The 14,228-nt window shown below is 57.3% G+C and carries 11 protein-coding genes; 7 read left to right on the top strand and 4 right to left on the bottom strand.

Annotated elements, in window-relative coordinates:
• Positions 1-864, bottom strand: coding sequence for a glutathione-dependent disulfide-bond oxidoreductase (yghU, locus tag AAIE03_RS16385; RefSeq protein ID WP_042676616.1), 864 nt, complete (start codon positions 862-864; stop codon positions 1-3).
• A gap of 228 nt (positions 865-1,092) precedes the next feature.
• Between yghU and cscK the strand changes: the two genes are divergently transcribed.
• From cscK to AAIE03_RS16350, 7 genes are all read left to right on the top strand, one after another.
• Positions 1,093-2,010 (top strand): fructokinase, encoded by a 918-nt coding sequence (gene cscK, locus AAIE03_RS16380; RefSeq protein WP_105077046.1) that lies wholly within the window; start codon positions 1,093-1,095, stop codon positions 2,008-2,010.
• Between the two features lie 504 nt (positions 2,011-2,514).
• Positions 2,515-5,601 (top strand): beta-galactosidase, encoded by a 3,087-nt coding sequence (locus tag AAIE03_RS16375; RefSeq protein ID WP_498563089.1) that lies wholly within the window; start codon positions 2,515-2,517, stop codon positions 5,599-5,601.
• A 49-nt stretch (positions 5,602-5,650) separates the two neighbouring features.
• Positions 5,651-6,895, top strand: coding sequence for an MFS transporter (locus AAIE03_RS16370; protein WP_014606902.1), 1,245 nt, complete (start codon positions 5,651-5,653; stop codon positions 6,893-6,895).
• Positions 6,896-7,145: 250 nt separating this feature from the next.
• A complete protein-coding gene (locus AAIE03_RS16365) occupies positions 7,146-8,663 on the top strand; it encodes a carbohydrate porin (protein WP_013024233.1) in 1,518 nt (505 codons plus the stop codon).
• A 66-nt stretch (positions 8,664-8,729) separates the two neighbouring features.
• Positions 8,730-10,100, top strand: a complete 1,371-nt coding sequence (locus tag AAIE03_RS16360; RefSeq protein WP_013024234.1) for a sucrose-specific PTS transporter subunit IIBC — start codon at positions 8,730-8,732, stop codon at positions 10,098-10,100.
• A complete protein-coding gene (locus AAIE03_RS16355) occupies positions 10,100-11,509 on the top strand; it encodes a sucrose-6-phosphate hydrolase (protein ID WP_014595106.1) in 1,410 nt (469 codons plus the stop codon). The genes AAIE03_RS16360 and AAIE03_RS16355 overlap by 1 nt, the downstream gene beginning before the upstream one ends.
• 29 nt (positions 11,510-11,538) lie before the next feature.
• Entirely contained in the window at positions 11,539-12,555 is a 1,017-nt protein-coding gene (locus AAIE03_RS16350; RefSeq protein WP_013024236.1) for a substrate-binding domain-containing protein, read from the top strand.
• Positions 12,556-12,561: 6 nt separating this feature from the next.
• Here AAIE03_RS16350 and dsbG read toward each other — a convergent pair whose 3' ends face one another.
• The 3 genes from dsbG to AAIE03_RS16335 are packed head-to-tail and all read right to left on the bottom strand — an operon-like array spanning position 12,562 to position 14,203.
• The gene (gene dsbG / locus AAIE03_RS16345; protein WP_116219978.1) at positions 12,562-13,314 is read right to left on the bottom strand and encodes a thiol:disulfide interchange protein DsbG; all 753 of its coding nucleotides are present in this window, start codon (positions 13,312-13,314) and stop codon (positions 12,562-12,564) included.
• A 13-nt stretch (positions 13,315-13,327) separates the two neighbouring features.
• Positions 13,328-13,762, bottom strand: coding sequence for a DUF6691 family protein (locus tag AAIE03_RS16340; protein WP_013024238.1), 435 nt, complete (start codon positions 13,760-13,762; stop codon positions 13,328-13,330).
• Positions 13,763-13,777: 15 nt separating this feature from the next.
• A complete protein-coding gene (locus AAIE03_RS16335; RefSeq protein ID WP_210512079.1) occupies positions 13,778-14,203 on the bottom strand; it encodes a YeeE/YedE family protein in 426 nt (141 codons plus the stop codon).
• Positions 14,204-14,228: the final 25 nt, after the last annotated feature.

Genomic DNA, 14,228 nt, shown 5'->3' with positions numbered 1-14,228 from the left:
TCAGGCTTGCTTGTCTTGGGTTTGCGTATCAAAGTCCGATGCGTCATGGCGCTCGCGCAGCTGATCGGCGGGTTCGCCCATCACACGGTTCACCTTGCGGCCGCGCATAACGGCCGGACGCAGGGCGATCTCTTCGGCCCAGCGCACCACATTTTTGTAGGACTGAAGGTCGAGGAATTCTGCCGCATTGTACTGGTTATACAGCACCATGCTGCCGTACCACGGCCAGGTGGCGATATCGGCGATGGTGTAATCGTCACCCGCCAGATAACGGTTATCGGCAAGCTGACGGTCCAGCACGTCAAACTGACGTTTGGCTTCCAGTGAGAAGCGGTTGATGGCGTATTCAATCTTTTCTGGCGCGTAATGATAGAAGTGACCAAAGCCGCCGCCAAGGTAAGGGGCTGAGCCTTGCAGCCAGAACAGCCAGTTCAGCGTTTCGGTGCGTTTGGCCGGATCTTTCGGCAGGAAATAACCGTATTTTTCCGCCAGATAGAGCAGGATGTTACCGGATTCAAATACGCGAATCGGTGGTGTGGCTGAATGATCGCACAGTGCCGGGATTTTGGAGTTGGGGTTGATCTCAACAAAACCGCTGGTGAACTGGTCGCCTTCACCAATATTGATTAACCAGGCATCGTACTCTGCATCGTTCACGTTCAGCGCCAGCAGCTCTTCCAGCAGAATAGTGACTTTCTGGCCGTTAGGCGTGCCCAGAGAGTAGAGCTGCAGCGGATGCTTACCAACCGGCAGGGCTTTTTCATGGGTTGGGCCAGCGGTAGGGCGGTTAGTTTTGGCACCATTACCTTTCGCTTCCGGGTCCCACTTCCAGACTTTAGCGGGCTGATAGTGTTGTTCAGACATGATGAGGTTCGCCTTTTTGTGTTTGGAGTTTTCACGAGTGTAGCAGTTGCCAGCGCGCTGGTTTAACCCTGGTGGCGGTGACTTTGTATCGCTTTACTACAGCGCTCAAGACAGCTTTACCGCCAGTGCGAAGAGATTTTCCCCACACAAATCACATTTATGACGCCTGAGCAATGCTAAGCTAAAACGGTTTAGTAAAATTTAGCTTTATCTGCGTAGGAGAGAGGTATGTCAGCACGAGTCTGGTGTCTGGGTGATGCCGTGGTGGACCTGCTTCCGGACGGGCCGGGGCATTTAATACAGTGTGCAGGCGGGGCGCCCGCCAATGTGGCGGTGGGCATTGCCCGCTTACAGGGCCGCAGCGGGTTTATTGGCCGGGTTGGGGACGATCCTTTTGGTCACTTTATGCAGCACACGCTGGCGACTGAACAGGTTGATACCCGCTATATGACGCTGGACAGCGCCCAGCGCACCTCAACGGTGGTGGTGGCGCTGGATCAGGAAGGTGAGCGGACTTTTACCTTTATGGTGCGCCCCAGCGCAGATCTGTTTCTGGAACAAGGCGATCTCCCCAGGTTTGAGCAAGGTGAATGGCTTCACTGCTGCTCAATTGCCCTGGCGGCAGAACCTTCGCGCTCCACCACCTTTTCTGCCATGCAGCAGATCAGCGATGCCGGTGGCTTTGTGAGCTTTGATCCCAATATTCGTCACGATCTGTGGCACGACGATGCCCAACTGCGGGACTGTGTGAACCGGGCGTTGCAGCTGGCCGATGTGGTTAAGCTGTCTGAGGAAGAGCTGGCTTTTCTGACGCCGGCGGCGCAACACGCTGACAGCATGCAGGCGCTGGCGGAACGCTTTGCGATTAGCCTGCTGATGGTCACCCAGGGCAAGGCCGGAGTGAAAGTCTGGCATCAGGGTAAAAATTATCACTATCCCACGCTGCCTGTGGTGAGCGTGGACACCACCGGCGCAGGGGATGCGTTTGTCGCCGGGCTGCTATGGGGGCTGGCGGAAAAGGGGATGCCCGCTAATGAGGCCGAGCTGGCGGCACGACTCAGCAGCGCACAGCAGTGTGGGGCGCTGGCGACGACGGCAAAAGGGGCCATGACCGCGTTGCCTTATCGTCACCAAATTGAAGGATGATATCCCGATAATGCCACGATGCACTGACCGGCAACCCTCGCCTGTGTCCGGTCAGTCAGCGGGTGCAGCCCCGAACGGGGTCGGCCGCTCATCCAGCGGGCCTGTCATCACTAAAGGGGACAGCGCCCGTTACCTCAGGTCGGGCAGAGCGATCAGCCCCTGTCCACGCTGATGACCCGGCCGCTCAGGGTGAACCGCCTGCCGGCATAAAGCGTGGTCGGGCTTTGTCTGTCACCGCAACGCAGGCTTTACTGTTGCCCCATCATGCCGAGCCTTTTCGCGCATTGATCTGTTCCCGCGGCCATCCGCCCGTTGTCAGCGCTCCCCGTTTGCGCATCCTGACTAGGGCCGGCAAGACAGCGACCCCGCTCATAAATCTCACTGCCGATCCCGCTTTGCTGTGAGGCAGTTCACTCATTCGCCCTTCGTTGCTTTACATCCCCATTCCGGCCTCGTAATGTCATCTCAATGTGAGCGGATAACAATTTTATGCAGGAGACTGCCATGACCCTGGACAGAGATTCATTAGCGGCCGTACTCGCCCGGCGCGACTGGGAAAACCCCGGCGTCAGCGAACATAACCGGCTGGAAGCCCATCCGCCGTTTTACAGCTGGCGCAGCGCTGAGGCGGCCCATAACAACGCGCCATCGGCGCAGCGAAAAAGCCTGAGCGGCGAATGGACGTTTGCCTTTTTCCCTGCGCCCGAGGCGGTGCCGGATAGCTGGCGCACCCAGGATTTGCAGGCGGCAGCGACGATTACCGTGCCGTCAGTCTGGCAAATGCAGGGCTATGATGTTCCGATTTACACCAATGTTACCTATCCCATTCCGGTTGATCCCCCGCGCGTTCCGGCTGAAAACCCTACGGGATGTTATTCGCTCACATTTAATGTGGATGCAGACTGGCTGCAACATGGACAAACCCGAATTATTTTTGACGGCGTGAATTCGGCCTTCTATCTCTGGTGCAACGGACGCTGGGTGGGCTATGGGCAGGACAGCCGCTTGCCGTCTGAATTTGATCTGAGCGAATTTCTGCGCGAAGGTGAAAATCGCCTGGCGGTGATGGTGTTGCGCTGGAGCGATGGCAGCTATCTGGAAGATCAGGATATGTGGCGCATGAGTGGTATTTTCCGCGATGTTTCCCTGCTGCATAAGCCTGCCAGCCATCTTCGCGATCTGCGCATTCGTACGCATTTCAATGACGATTTCAGTCGTGCGCGGCTGGAAGCTGAGGTGCGGGTCGCCGGAGCACTGGATGACGATTTACGGGTCAGCGTGCAGCTCTTCGCGGGTGACACGCTAACCGGAGAAGCGACGTCGCCCTTGGGCAGCGCGATTATTGACGAGCGCGGCGCGTGGAACGATCGGACAACGCTGTGCATCAACGTTGCCAACCCTGCGCTGTGGAGTGCGGAAACGCCGCATCTCTACCGGGCGGTTGTGCAGTTACACCGGACGGACGGTACGCTGATTGAGGCGGAGGCCTGCGACGTGGGATTCCGGCACGTCAGCATCGAAAATGGCCTGCTGCTGCTCAACGGTCAGCCACTGCTCATCCGCGGCACCAACCGCCACGAGCATCATCCTGAACGCGGTCAGGTGATGGATCGTGACACTATGGTGCAGGATATTTTGCTGATGAAGCAGAATAACTTCAACGCGGTGCGCTGCTCTCATTACCCTAACGATCCCCTGTGGTATAGCCTGTGTGACCACTACGGCTTGTACGTCGTGGATGAAGCCAACATCGAAACGCACGGCATGGTGCCGATGAATCGCCTGAGTGACGATCCCGTCTGGCTTCCCGCCATGAGCCAGCGCGTCACGCGCATGGTGCAGCGCGATCGTAATCACCCCTGCATTATTATCTGGTCACTGGGTAACGAATCGGGCCACGGTGCTAACCATGATGCGCTCTACCGCTGGCTGAAAAGTGAAGATCCTTCCCGCCCGGTCCAGTACGAAGGTGGCGGGGCCAATACCGCAGCGACCGATATTATCTGTCCGATGTATGCGCGGGTCGATGAGGATCAACCTTTCCCGGCCGTGCCGAAATGGTCCATTAAAAAATGGCTGTCTATGCCAGGCGAGCAGCGTCCGCTTATTCTCTGTGAATATGCTCATGCCATGGGAAACAGCCTTGGTGGCTACGCAAAATACTGGCAGGCATTTCGTCAGTATCCTCGCCTGCAGGGCGGTTTTGTCTGGGACTGGGTCGATCAGTCGCTCATAAAATATGACGATAACGGCGAACCCTGGGCTGCCTACGGTGGCGACTTTGGTGATACGCCTAATGATCGCCAGTTCTGCATGAACGGGCTGGTCTTTGCCGACCGGACGCCCCATCCCTCGCTCTACGAAGCCCGCCATGCGCAGCAGTTCTTCCAGTTCAGGCTGCTACCGGGCAGCGAGCGCACGCTGGAAGTGACCAGCGAATACCTGTTCCGCCACAGTGATAATGAAATCCTGCACTGGTCGGTGGCTCAGGATGGCAACCTGCTGGCCGCCGGTGAAGTCACGCTGGATATCGCGCCACAGGGCCGCCAGCAGATCGCACTCCCGGAGGTGCCGCTGCCTCAATCTGCAGGCCAGCTCTGGCTGACGGTGCGGGTGGAACAGCCTCAGCCGACGGCCTGGTCAGAAGCCGGTCATATCAGCGCCTGGCAGCAGTGGCCACTGGAGGCGATCCTGAATGTGGCCTTGCCGCCTCAGGCGGCGAGTGCGCCACAGCTCAGCCGCGGCGAAGACACCTTCAGCGTGGCGGTGAACAACCAGCGCTGGGCATTCAGCCGTCAGCAGGGCGTGCTCACGCAGTACTGGATCGACGATCAGCCGCAGCTCCTGTCGCCGCTGCGCGATCAGTTTACCCGTGCGCCGCTGGATAACGATATCGGCGTCAGCGAAGTCACGCGCATCGACCCTAATGCCTGGGTCGAGCGCTGGAAAGCGGCGGGGCACTATCAGTCTGAGGTCACCACCCTGCAGTGCACCGCCGAAGCGCTCTCCGACGCCGTCGTGATCAACACCGTCCATGCCTGGCAGTTCCAAGGCAAAACGCTGTTTATTAGCCGTAAAGTGTACCGTATTGATGGATTTGGCGAGATGGCGGTGACGGTCAACGTGGAGATCGCGAGCGGCACGCCTTATCCGGCACGCATTGGTATGAGCTGTCAGCTCACCCAGATCGTCGAGCGAGTGAACTGGTTAGGCCTGGGGCCGCATGAAAATTACCCGGATCGCCTGACCTCTGCCTGCTTCGACCGCTGGGATTTACCGCTGAGTGAAATGTACACCCCTTATGTTTTCCCCACTGAAAACGGCCTGCGCTGCGGCACGCGTGAACTCAACTATGGTGCGCACCAGTGGCGTGGCGATTTCCAGTTCAACATCAGTCGCTACAGCCAGACACAGCTGATGGAAACCTGCCATCGCCACCTGTTACGGCCTGAGGCGGGCACGTGGCTCAATATTGATGGCTTCCACATGGGCGTCGGCGGTGACGATTCCTGGAGCCCGTCGGTATCACCGGAATTCCTGCTCAGTGCAGGACGTTACAGCTACCAGTTTATCTGGGGGCAACAAAAATAATGAGCGGGCAGGCTCGCGCCTGCCTGACTCTCGCGTAAGGACGTCCAATATGTACTATTTAAAAAACACGAATTTTTGGCTGTTTGGTTTTTTCTTCTTCTTTTACTTTTTCATCATGGGTGCCTATTTCCCGTTCTTCCCCATCTGGTTGCATGATATTAACCATATCAGCAAAGGGGATACCGGCATTATTTTTGCCAGTATTTCGTTGTTTTCTCTGCTGTTTCAGCCGTTGTTTGGCCTGTTGTCCGATAAGCTCGGCCTGCGCAAACACCTGCTGTGGGTTATCACCGGTATGCTGGTGATGTTCGCACCTTTCTTTATTTACGTTTTTGGGCCGCTATTACAGGTGAATATTCTGGCGGGCTCGATTGTTGGCGGTATTTACCTGGGTTTTATCTACAACGCCGGGGCACCCGCGATTGAAGCGTACATTGAGAAAGTCAGCCGCCGCAGCAATTTTGAATTTGGCCGGGCGCGCATGTTTGGCTGTGTAGGATGGGCCTTGTGCGCCTCCATCGTCGGGATCATGTTCACCATCAATAACCAGTTTGTGTTCTGGCTGGGGTCGGGCTGTGCCGTGATTCTGGCGCTGCTGCTGTTCTTCTCCCGTACCAGCACATCGTCATCAGCAACGGTTGCGCAGGCGGTGGGAGCGAATCACTCGGCGTTCAGCCTGAAGCTGGCGCTGGAGTTGTTCAGGCAGCCAAAACTGTGGTTTTTATCCCTGTATGTCGTCGGCGTGTCCTGTACCTATGACGTGTTCGACCAGCAGTTTGCTAACTTCTTTACCTCATTCTTTGCCACAGGCGAACAGGGTACGCGGGTATTTGGCTATGTGACCACCCTGGGTGAATTACTGAACGCGTCCATCATGTTTTTTGCTCCGCTGATCGTTAACCGCATTGGCGGCAAGAACGCCCTGCTGCTGGCAGGCATGATCATGTCCGTGCGTATTATCGGTTCCTCCTTTGCCACCACGGCAGTGGAAGTGGTGATTCTTAAAACGCTGCACATGTTTGAAATCCCTTTCCTGATTGTCGGCTGCTTTAAATACATCACCAGCCAGTTTGAAGTGCGCTTCTCCGCCACCATTTATCTGGTGTGCTTCTGCTTCTTTAAACAGTTAGCGATGATATTCATGTCGGTTCTGGCGGGTAACATGTATGAAAGTATTGGCTTCCATGGCGCCTATCTGGTGCTGGGCTCTATTGCGATGGCCTTTACGTTGATCTCCGTTTTCACTCTTAGCGGGCCGGGACCGCTGACGCTGTTACGTCGTCAGGCTGCCTGATCCCTTCCTCAAGACAACCGGACAGGCGTCATGACGCATCCGGTTGTCTGCTTGCCGACCGCGTTTTTTTCATCACGTCATTCCCCCTTTTCGCCTCGTCGCCGCTTCGTTTTGCGAACTGTCTCACATTCATAAAATCGGTTTAGCAAATTACTTTGCCTGAAAATACATCGATGAATATCATCCGAAAACTAAACCGGTTTAGCAAAAGACAGCATCACTACCCTTACCTTTTCTGGGATGTAAAACGATGAATAAAAAGGCACTTGCCATAACCGTTGGGCTGCTACTGAGCGCGGGGCCGGTTCTGGCAGCAGAACCAAGCATGAGCAGTATTGAAGCACGGCTGGCGGCACTGGAGCAGCGGTTACAGGCCGCGGAGCAGCGGGCGAATGCGGCAGAGAATCGCGCAGAAGCCGCAGAAAAACAGGCGCAGCAGCTTGCCCGCGCACAGCAGAAAAGCCAGGCCACCGCGACGCAGGTTGAACAGCGCACGGCGAAGCTGGAGCAGAAAGCGAGCAGTGAAGACGGCTTCGAATTTCACGGCTATGCCCGTTCCGGGCTACTGATGAACAGCTCGGCGACCAAAACTCAGGGCGGCCCGACCGTGACGCCTGCCGGGGAAACCGGCGGGCATGTCGGCCGCTTAGGTAACGAACCTGATACCTATGTAGAGCTGAATCTGGAACATAAACAAACGCTGGAAAACGGCGCAACGACCCGCTTCAAGGCGATGCTGGCCGACGGCCAGCGCACCTATAACGACTGGACGGCATCCAGCAGCGACCTCAATCTGCGTCAGGCTTTTGTCGAGCTGGGCCAGCTCCCGACCTTTACCGGCGCGTTCAAAGACACGACCGTCTGGGCGGGTAAACGCTTTGACCGGGATAATTTCGATATCCACTGGATCGACTCCGATGTGGTATTTCTCGCCGGTACCGGAGCAGGTATTTACGACATGAAGTGGAGCGATCAGGCTCACAGCAATCTGTCGCTTTACGGACGAACCTTTGGCGATATCGAGAACAACGACAACACCGCACAGAACTATATTCTCACGGCTAACAACTTCTACGGCCCATTCCAACTGATGCTGAGCGGCATGCGGGCGAAAGATAACGACGACCGGCTGGATGTGAACGGCCTGAAGGTGAAGGGCGATGCCGCGAACACCGGGTTACATGCGCTGGTGGGGCTGCATAACGACAGCTTCTATGGCCTGCGAGAGGGTTCAGCGAAAACGGCCGTGCTGTACGGTCACGGCTTAGGTGCAGAGGTAAAAGCTATCGGTTCAGACGGGGCACTGTTACCGGATGCCGATACCTGGCGGCTGGCCAGCTACGGGATTACCCCGCTGGGCGGCGGCTGGCATATCGCCCCGGCGGTGCTGGCGCAAAGCAGTAAGGATCGTTACGTCAAGGGCGACAGCTATCAGTGGGCCACCGCCAACATGCGCCTGATTCAGGGGCTGACCGAGAACTTTGAAATGCAGTACGAAGCTACCTATCAGTATATGGATCTGCGACCAGAGGGCTTTAATCAGCGCAGTGCGGTCAACGGTAATTTCTACAAACTGACCGTTGCGCCTACGCTGAAGGCCAGCAACGTGGGTGAATTCCTCAAACGTCCGGAAATTCGCCTTTTTGCCACCTGGATGGACTGGGACCACCGACTGGATAACTACGCGCGCGGCGATGCCTTTGGCAGCAGCGGCTTTGAAGCGGGCGGTGAGTGGAACTTCGGCGTACAAATGGAAACCTGGTTCTGATCAGTCGGCCCTGCGGGGCTGTTTCAGCCGGGCCGACACTATCACACGATAAAACAGAGGTTTTTTATGGATTTCGTACAAATCTCCCGTGCATTACTGCCGTTGCTGGGGGGCAAAGAGAATATTGCCAGCGCGGCGCACTGCGCGACCCGGCTCAGGCTGGTGCTGGTCGATGACGCCAAAGCGGATACCAGCGCGATCGGAAAAATCGACGGGGTAAAAGGCTGTTTCCGTAATGCCGGACAGCTGCAGGTGATTTTTGGCACCGGGGTGGTCAACAAAGTCTACGCCGCCTTTGTCGCCGAAGCCGGGATCAGTGAATCGAGTAAATCTGAAGCCGCCGATATCGCGGCCCGCAAGCTCAATCCTTTCCAGCGCATCGCCCGTTTGCTCTCGAATATTTTCGTGCCAATTATTCCGGCCATTGTCGCGTCCGGCCTGCTCATGGGCCTGCTGGGCATGGTCAAAACTTATGGCTGGGTGAACCCGGAAAATGCCCTGTATATCATGCTGGATATGTGCAGTTCGGCGGCGTTTATTATTCTGCCGATCCTGATCGGCTTTACGGCAGCACGTGAGTTTGGCGGTAACCCGTTTTTGGGGGCTACGCTGGGCGGCATCCTGACCCATCCGGCGCTGACCAATGCCTGGGGCGTGGCGTCCGGGTTCCACACCATGAACTTCTTTGGGATTGAAGTCGCGATGATCGGCTACCAGGGCACGGTGTTTCCGGTGTTGCTGGCCGTGTGGTTTATGAGCCTGCTGGAAAAACAGTTACGGCGCATCATCCCTGACGCGCTCGACCTGATTCTGACGCCGTTCCTGACCGTAATTATTTCTGGCTTTGTGGCGCTGCTGATTATTGGTCCGGCGGGGCGTGCCTTGGGTGACGGCATCTCCTTCGTGCTCAGCACGTTGATTGCTCATGCTGGCTGGCTGGCCGGATTACTGTTTGGCGGGTTGTACTCCGTTATCGTGATTACTGGCGTGCATCACAGTTTCCACGCCATTGAAGCGGGCTTGCTGGGTAATCCTTCAATCGGCGTCAATTTCCTGTTGCCGATTTGGGCGATGGCCAACGTGGCGCAGGGCGGTGCCTGTCTGGCGGTGTGGTTTAAAACCAAGGATCCTAAAATCAAAGCCATTACCTTGCCTTCAGCCTTTTCGGCCCTGCTGGGCATTACCGAAGCCGCCATCTTTGGTATCAACCTGCGCTTTATGAAGCCGTTTATTGCCGGACTGATCGGTGGTGCCATCGGCGGTGCCTGGGTGGTTTCCGTTAAGGTCTATATGACCGCAGTGGGGCTGACTGGCTTACCCGGCATGGCCATTGTTCAGGCCAGTTCGCTGCTGAATTATATTATTGGTATGGTGATCGCCTTTAGTGTCGCCTTTGTCATCGCTTTCCTGCTCAAGTACAAAACGGATTCTGAATAATGGCCCTGAAAAACCTGCTCCCCGCCATGCTTAAGGCGGTAATGAAAGGCCAGCCCAGGGCGCGGGAGGACAGCCACTATCCGGGCTGGCACCTGGCGCCAGTTACCGGGCTGCTTAACGATCCCAATGGCTTTATCCACTTCAACGGACAGTACCATCTGTTCTATCAGTGGAATGCCCTGGCCTGCGAGCACAAGCACAAATGCTGGGGCCACTGGCGTTCAGCGGATTTACTGCACTGGGAACACGAGCCGGTCGCGCTGTTGCCCGATGAAGAGTATGACCGCAGCGGATGCTATTCCGGCAGTGCGGTGGACAACAATGGCGAGCTAACCCTGTGTTACACGGGGAATGTTAAATTTGAGGACGGCTCACGTACCGCCTGGCAGTGCCTGGCCGTGCAGAACGGTGAGGGCGGATTCGACAAGCTGGGGCCGGTTATCCCGCTGCCTGAAGGCTACACCGGTCATGTCCGTGACCCCAAAGTCTGGCGGCATGGCGGGTACTGGTACATGGTGCTGGGCGCGCAGGACGCGCAGTTACAGGGCAAAGTCCTGTTACTGCGCGCCAGCGATCTGCGCCACTGGGAGAACCTGGGCGAAATAGCGGGAAGTGGCCTGGGCGGATTAGGCGCGGCGGGCTATATGTGGGAATGCCCTGACATGTTCACCCTGGGAGCCTCGACGTTTCTGATCTGCTGCCCGCAGGGCATTCCCCGGGAAGAGAAGCGCTATCTGAATACCCATCCCTGCGCATGGCTCAGCGGTACGCTCGACTATGAGAACGCGCATTACTCGCACGGTGCCTTTAATGAACTGGATGCCGGCTTTGAGTTTTATGCCCCGCAAACCACGTTAACCCAGGACGGGCGCAGGCTGCTGGTGGGCTGGATGGGCGTGCCGGACGGCGAAGAAATGCGCCAGCCCACCGTGGCGTTTGGCTGGATTCATCAGATGACCTGTATACGTGAGCTGACCGAGCGGAACGGGCGGCTTTATCAGCAGCCGGTGGCCGAGCTGCAGGCGCTGCGGCTGGACGAGCAACGCTATCGCGGGCCTGCGGATGGCGCACCGGAGATGGCGGCCCGACGTCTTGAGCTGGTGCTGACGTCCGGCGGCGATATCACGCTGGACTTTGCCGATACGCTCCGGCTGAGCTGGCATCAGGAGACGCTTTGTCTGGCACGCCGCAGTCTGGAAAACGGCGAATGGCTTTATCGTCACTGGTGCGGCAGCGCGCGCAAACTGCATATTCTGTGCGATCACTCCAGCGTCGAGATTTTTATCAATGACGGCGAAGGCGTGATGAGTAGCCGCTACTTCCCGCAGCATCCTGCCCGTTTACGCCTGAGCGGCAGCGCAGAAGTCACTGCCTGCTACTGGTCGTTACGATCCTGCATGGTAGAATAAGCCCTTGTTTCCTTGAACGAAGCACCGACGTGAAAAAAACAAAGCGCGTGACCATCAGTGATATCGCTGCGCTGGCCGGGGTGTCAAAAGCCACGGCCAGCCTGGTGCTCAACGGGCGCGGTAAAGAGCTGCGCGTGGCAGAAGAGACGCGCGAACGCGTGATGTCTCTTGCGCAACAGCACCATTATCTACCCAGTATCCATGCCCGTCTGCTGCGCGAAAACCGCAGCCATACGTTAGGGCTGGTGGTGCCGGAGATCACCAACTACGGTTTCGCCGTTTTCTCTCACGCGCTAGAGAACCTTTGCCGTGAAGCCGGGCTACAGCTGCTGATCTCCTGTACCGATGAAAATGCCAGCCAGGAAACGCTGGTGGTTAACAACCTGGTCTCGCGTCAGGTTGATGGCCTGATCGTCGCCTCAAGTCAGCAGAGCGACAGCGACTATCTCAAGCTGAGTGAACAGCTGCCGGTCGTGCTGTTTGACCGCCACGTGAATAACAGCAGTTTGCCGCTGGTGATCACCGATTCGATTACGCCGACCGCCGAGCTGGTAGAGCGCCTGGCGCGTGCTCATCCCGATGAGGTCTATTTCCTGGGCGGGCAGCCACGACTGTCGCCGACCAAAGATCGTCTGGCCGGCTTTATGCAGGGGCTGGAGCGGGCGGGAGTAAGTCCCCGGCCGGAATGGATTATTCAGGGCAACTACCATCCCAGCAGCGGCTATGAAATGTTTGCGGCCCTGTGTGCCCGTCTTGGCAGGCCACCTAAGGCGCTGTTTACCGCCGCCTGCGGTTTGCTGGAAGGGGTGCTGCGCTATATGAGCCAGCACCATCTGCTGGAGAGTGATATTCACATAGCCAGTTTCGACGATCACTACCTGTATGATTCGCTGTCACTGCATATCGATACCGTAGAACAGAACGTACCGCGCCTGGCGCAGGAGTGCTTTTCCGTGATTAGCCAAATGATCCAGGGGCATGAACCGGCGGACAGACAGATTATCTTGCCCGCCAGGCTGCGCTACCGTTCATCTCTGGCGCGTTAACGCCGCTTACCGACAGGCGGCCAGATCGGCCATCTGCTGTTTATCAGGCAGGCCAACAATCTGTTGCAGCTTTTGTTCATGATTCAGGTAGTAGATAGCGGGCGTGCCGTTGGCCCCTAACGCCTGCATCTGCGCCTGGTTATGCTGAATCTGATCAAACAGCGCGCGCGGCGTGCTGTCCGGGAAGGCCGGCTTATTTTTACCCTGCGAGCGTTCGAAATCCTGCCAGGCTTTAGCAGGATCGGCCGCCGCGAGAATGGCAGACGCGTAGCGTCCGCTCTCGGGCTTAAGAATGCCGACAAGCTGGGTTTTGATGCTGAGCGAGTTATTTTGTACCAGCGGCTGCACCTGCTGCCAGAAGGTCCGGCAGTAGGGGCAGAACGGATCGGCAAAGACCACGACCTGACAGCCGGCTTCAGCGCTTCCCTCCTTGATGCCCGGCATGGCCTGCAGTTGCTTCCACATGGCACGTCCGGCGGGCAAATAAATTTCATCATTGATGATTTTTTCGCTGAGGTTATTGCCCTGCGCGTCATACATATAGCCCGAAATCGCATGCTGACCATCCGGCGTCAGGTAAATGGTAACGCCGGTTCCCTGATATTGACCCAGCCAGCCCTGAACCCCGCCGGGTGCCTTAAAAGATTTGATGATTTCCACGCCCTGCTTTTCAATTTGCTGGACGGGGGCGGGCAGCGTAGCCGCCTGGGTCGTGCTGCTCAACAGCAGTGCGGAAACCAGTATCCTGAACGTTTTCATTAATCCCTGTCTCTTAACGTCGTGATGAAAGTGAGGCGGTGCGGCTGTCGAGCCACTCAAAGAGCAGCATGCCTGCCAGCATGGCGATCAGGAACACTGCGCCCTTAAGCACTCCGCCGCCGAGCAGCACCAGCGCCGGACCGGGGCAGATGCCTGCCAGCCCCCAGCCAATCCCGAACAGCATAGCCCCTGCGATCAGTTTTTTATCCAGCGCGCGCTGGCCGGGCAGATGAAAGGTTTCGCCAAAGACCGGACGCTCACGTCGGGAGGCCAGCCAGAAGGCCACCAGCCCGACGGTAATCGCGCCGCCCATCACCAGCGCCAGAGAGGGATCCCAGGCGCGGGTAATGTTCAGAAAACCCAGAACCTTGGCCGGGTTCGCCATGCCGCTGACGATTAAGCCCGTGCCAAATAACAGCCCACTAAGCAGAGAAAATAAAACGGCCATTGTTCCTCCTGATATTCACCCGTGGCCCATCACGCCAACGGTCAGCATGGCGGTTAACATAAAGACCAGCGTCGCCACCAGTGAGCGCAGTGACAGCCGCGATAATCCACATACGCCGTGACCGCTGGTGCAGCCCGATCCCTGGCGAACACCCAATCCCACCAGCACGCCGGCGAGTACCAGACGTCCCCATGACGCTTCAGTTTCAATGGCGGGCAGGGCGCTGAACAGCTGGAACACCAGCGGCGACAGGACCAGGCCCGCAATAAAGGCCAGCCGCCAGGGCTTGTCTGATGAGCGGCGTTTAAGCAGACCGCCCAGAATGCCGCTGATACCGGCTATGCGGCCACAAAACAGCACCAGCATGCCCGCCGCCGCGCCAATCAGCAGCCCACCCACCAGGCTTTGCAGCGGCGTAAAATGAACCAGGTCAATATGCATTATCCACCCTTCCCAGTGCAGTGCT

This window comes from Pantoea sp. Ae19-2 (genome assembly GCF_059801205.1).
This window is presented reverse-complemented; position numbering and strand designations above follow the sequence as displayed.

Excerpts from the sequence above, each read along its gene's own strand:
- yghU (WP_042676616.1), bottom strand. The coding sequence starts at position 864 with ATGTCTGAACAACACTATCAGCCCGCTAAAGTCTGGAAGTGGGACCCG.
- AAIE03_RS16340 (WP_013024238.1), bottom strand. The coding sequence starts at position 13,762 with ATGGCCGTTTTATTTTCTCTGCTTAGTGGGCTGTTATTTGGCACGGGC.
- AAIE03_RS16335 (WP_210512079.1), bottom strand. The coding sequence starts at position 14,203 with ATGCATATTGACCTGGTTCATTTTACGCCGCTGCAAAGCCTGGTGGGT.
- AAIE03_RS16360 (WP_013024234.1), top strand. The coding sequence starts at position 8,730 with ATGGATTTCGTACAAATCTCCCGTGCATTACTGCCGTTGCTGGGGGGC.
- cscK (WP_105077046.1), top strand. The coding sequence starts at position 1,093 with ATGTCAGCACGAGTCTGGTGTCTGGGTGATGCCGTGGTGGACCTGCTT.
- AAIE03_RS16375 (WP_498563089.1), top strand. The coding sequence starts at position 2,515 with ATGACCCTGGACAGAGATTCATTAGCGGCCGTACTCGCCCGGCGCGAC.
- AAIE03_RS16365 (WP_013024233.1), top strand. The coding sequence starts at position 7,146 with ATGAATAAAAAGGCACTTGCCATAACCGTTGGGCTGCTACTGAGCGCG.
- AAIE03_RS16370 (WP_014606902.1), top strand. The coding sequence starts at position 5,651 with ATGTACTATTTAAAAAACACGAATTTTTGGCTGTTTGGTTTTTTCTTC.
- AAIE03_RS16355 (WP_014595106.1), top strand. The coding sequence starts at position 10,100 with ATGGCCCTGAAAAACCTGCTCCCCGCCATGCTTAAGGCGGTAATGAAA.
- dsbG (WP_116219978.1), bottom strand. The coding sequence starts at position 13,314 with ATGAAAACGTTCAGGATACTGGTTTCCGCACTGCTGTTGAGCAGCACG.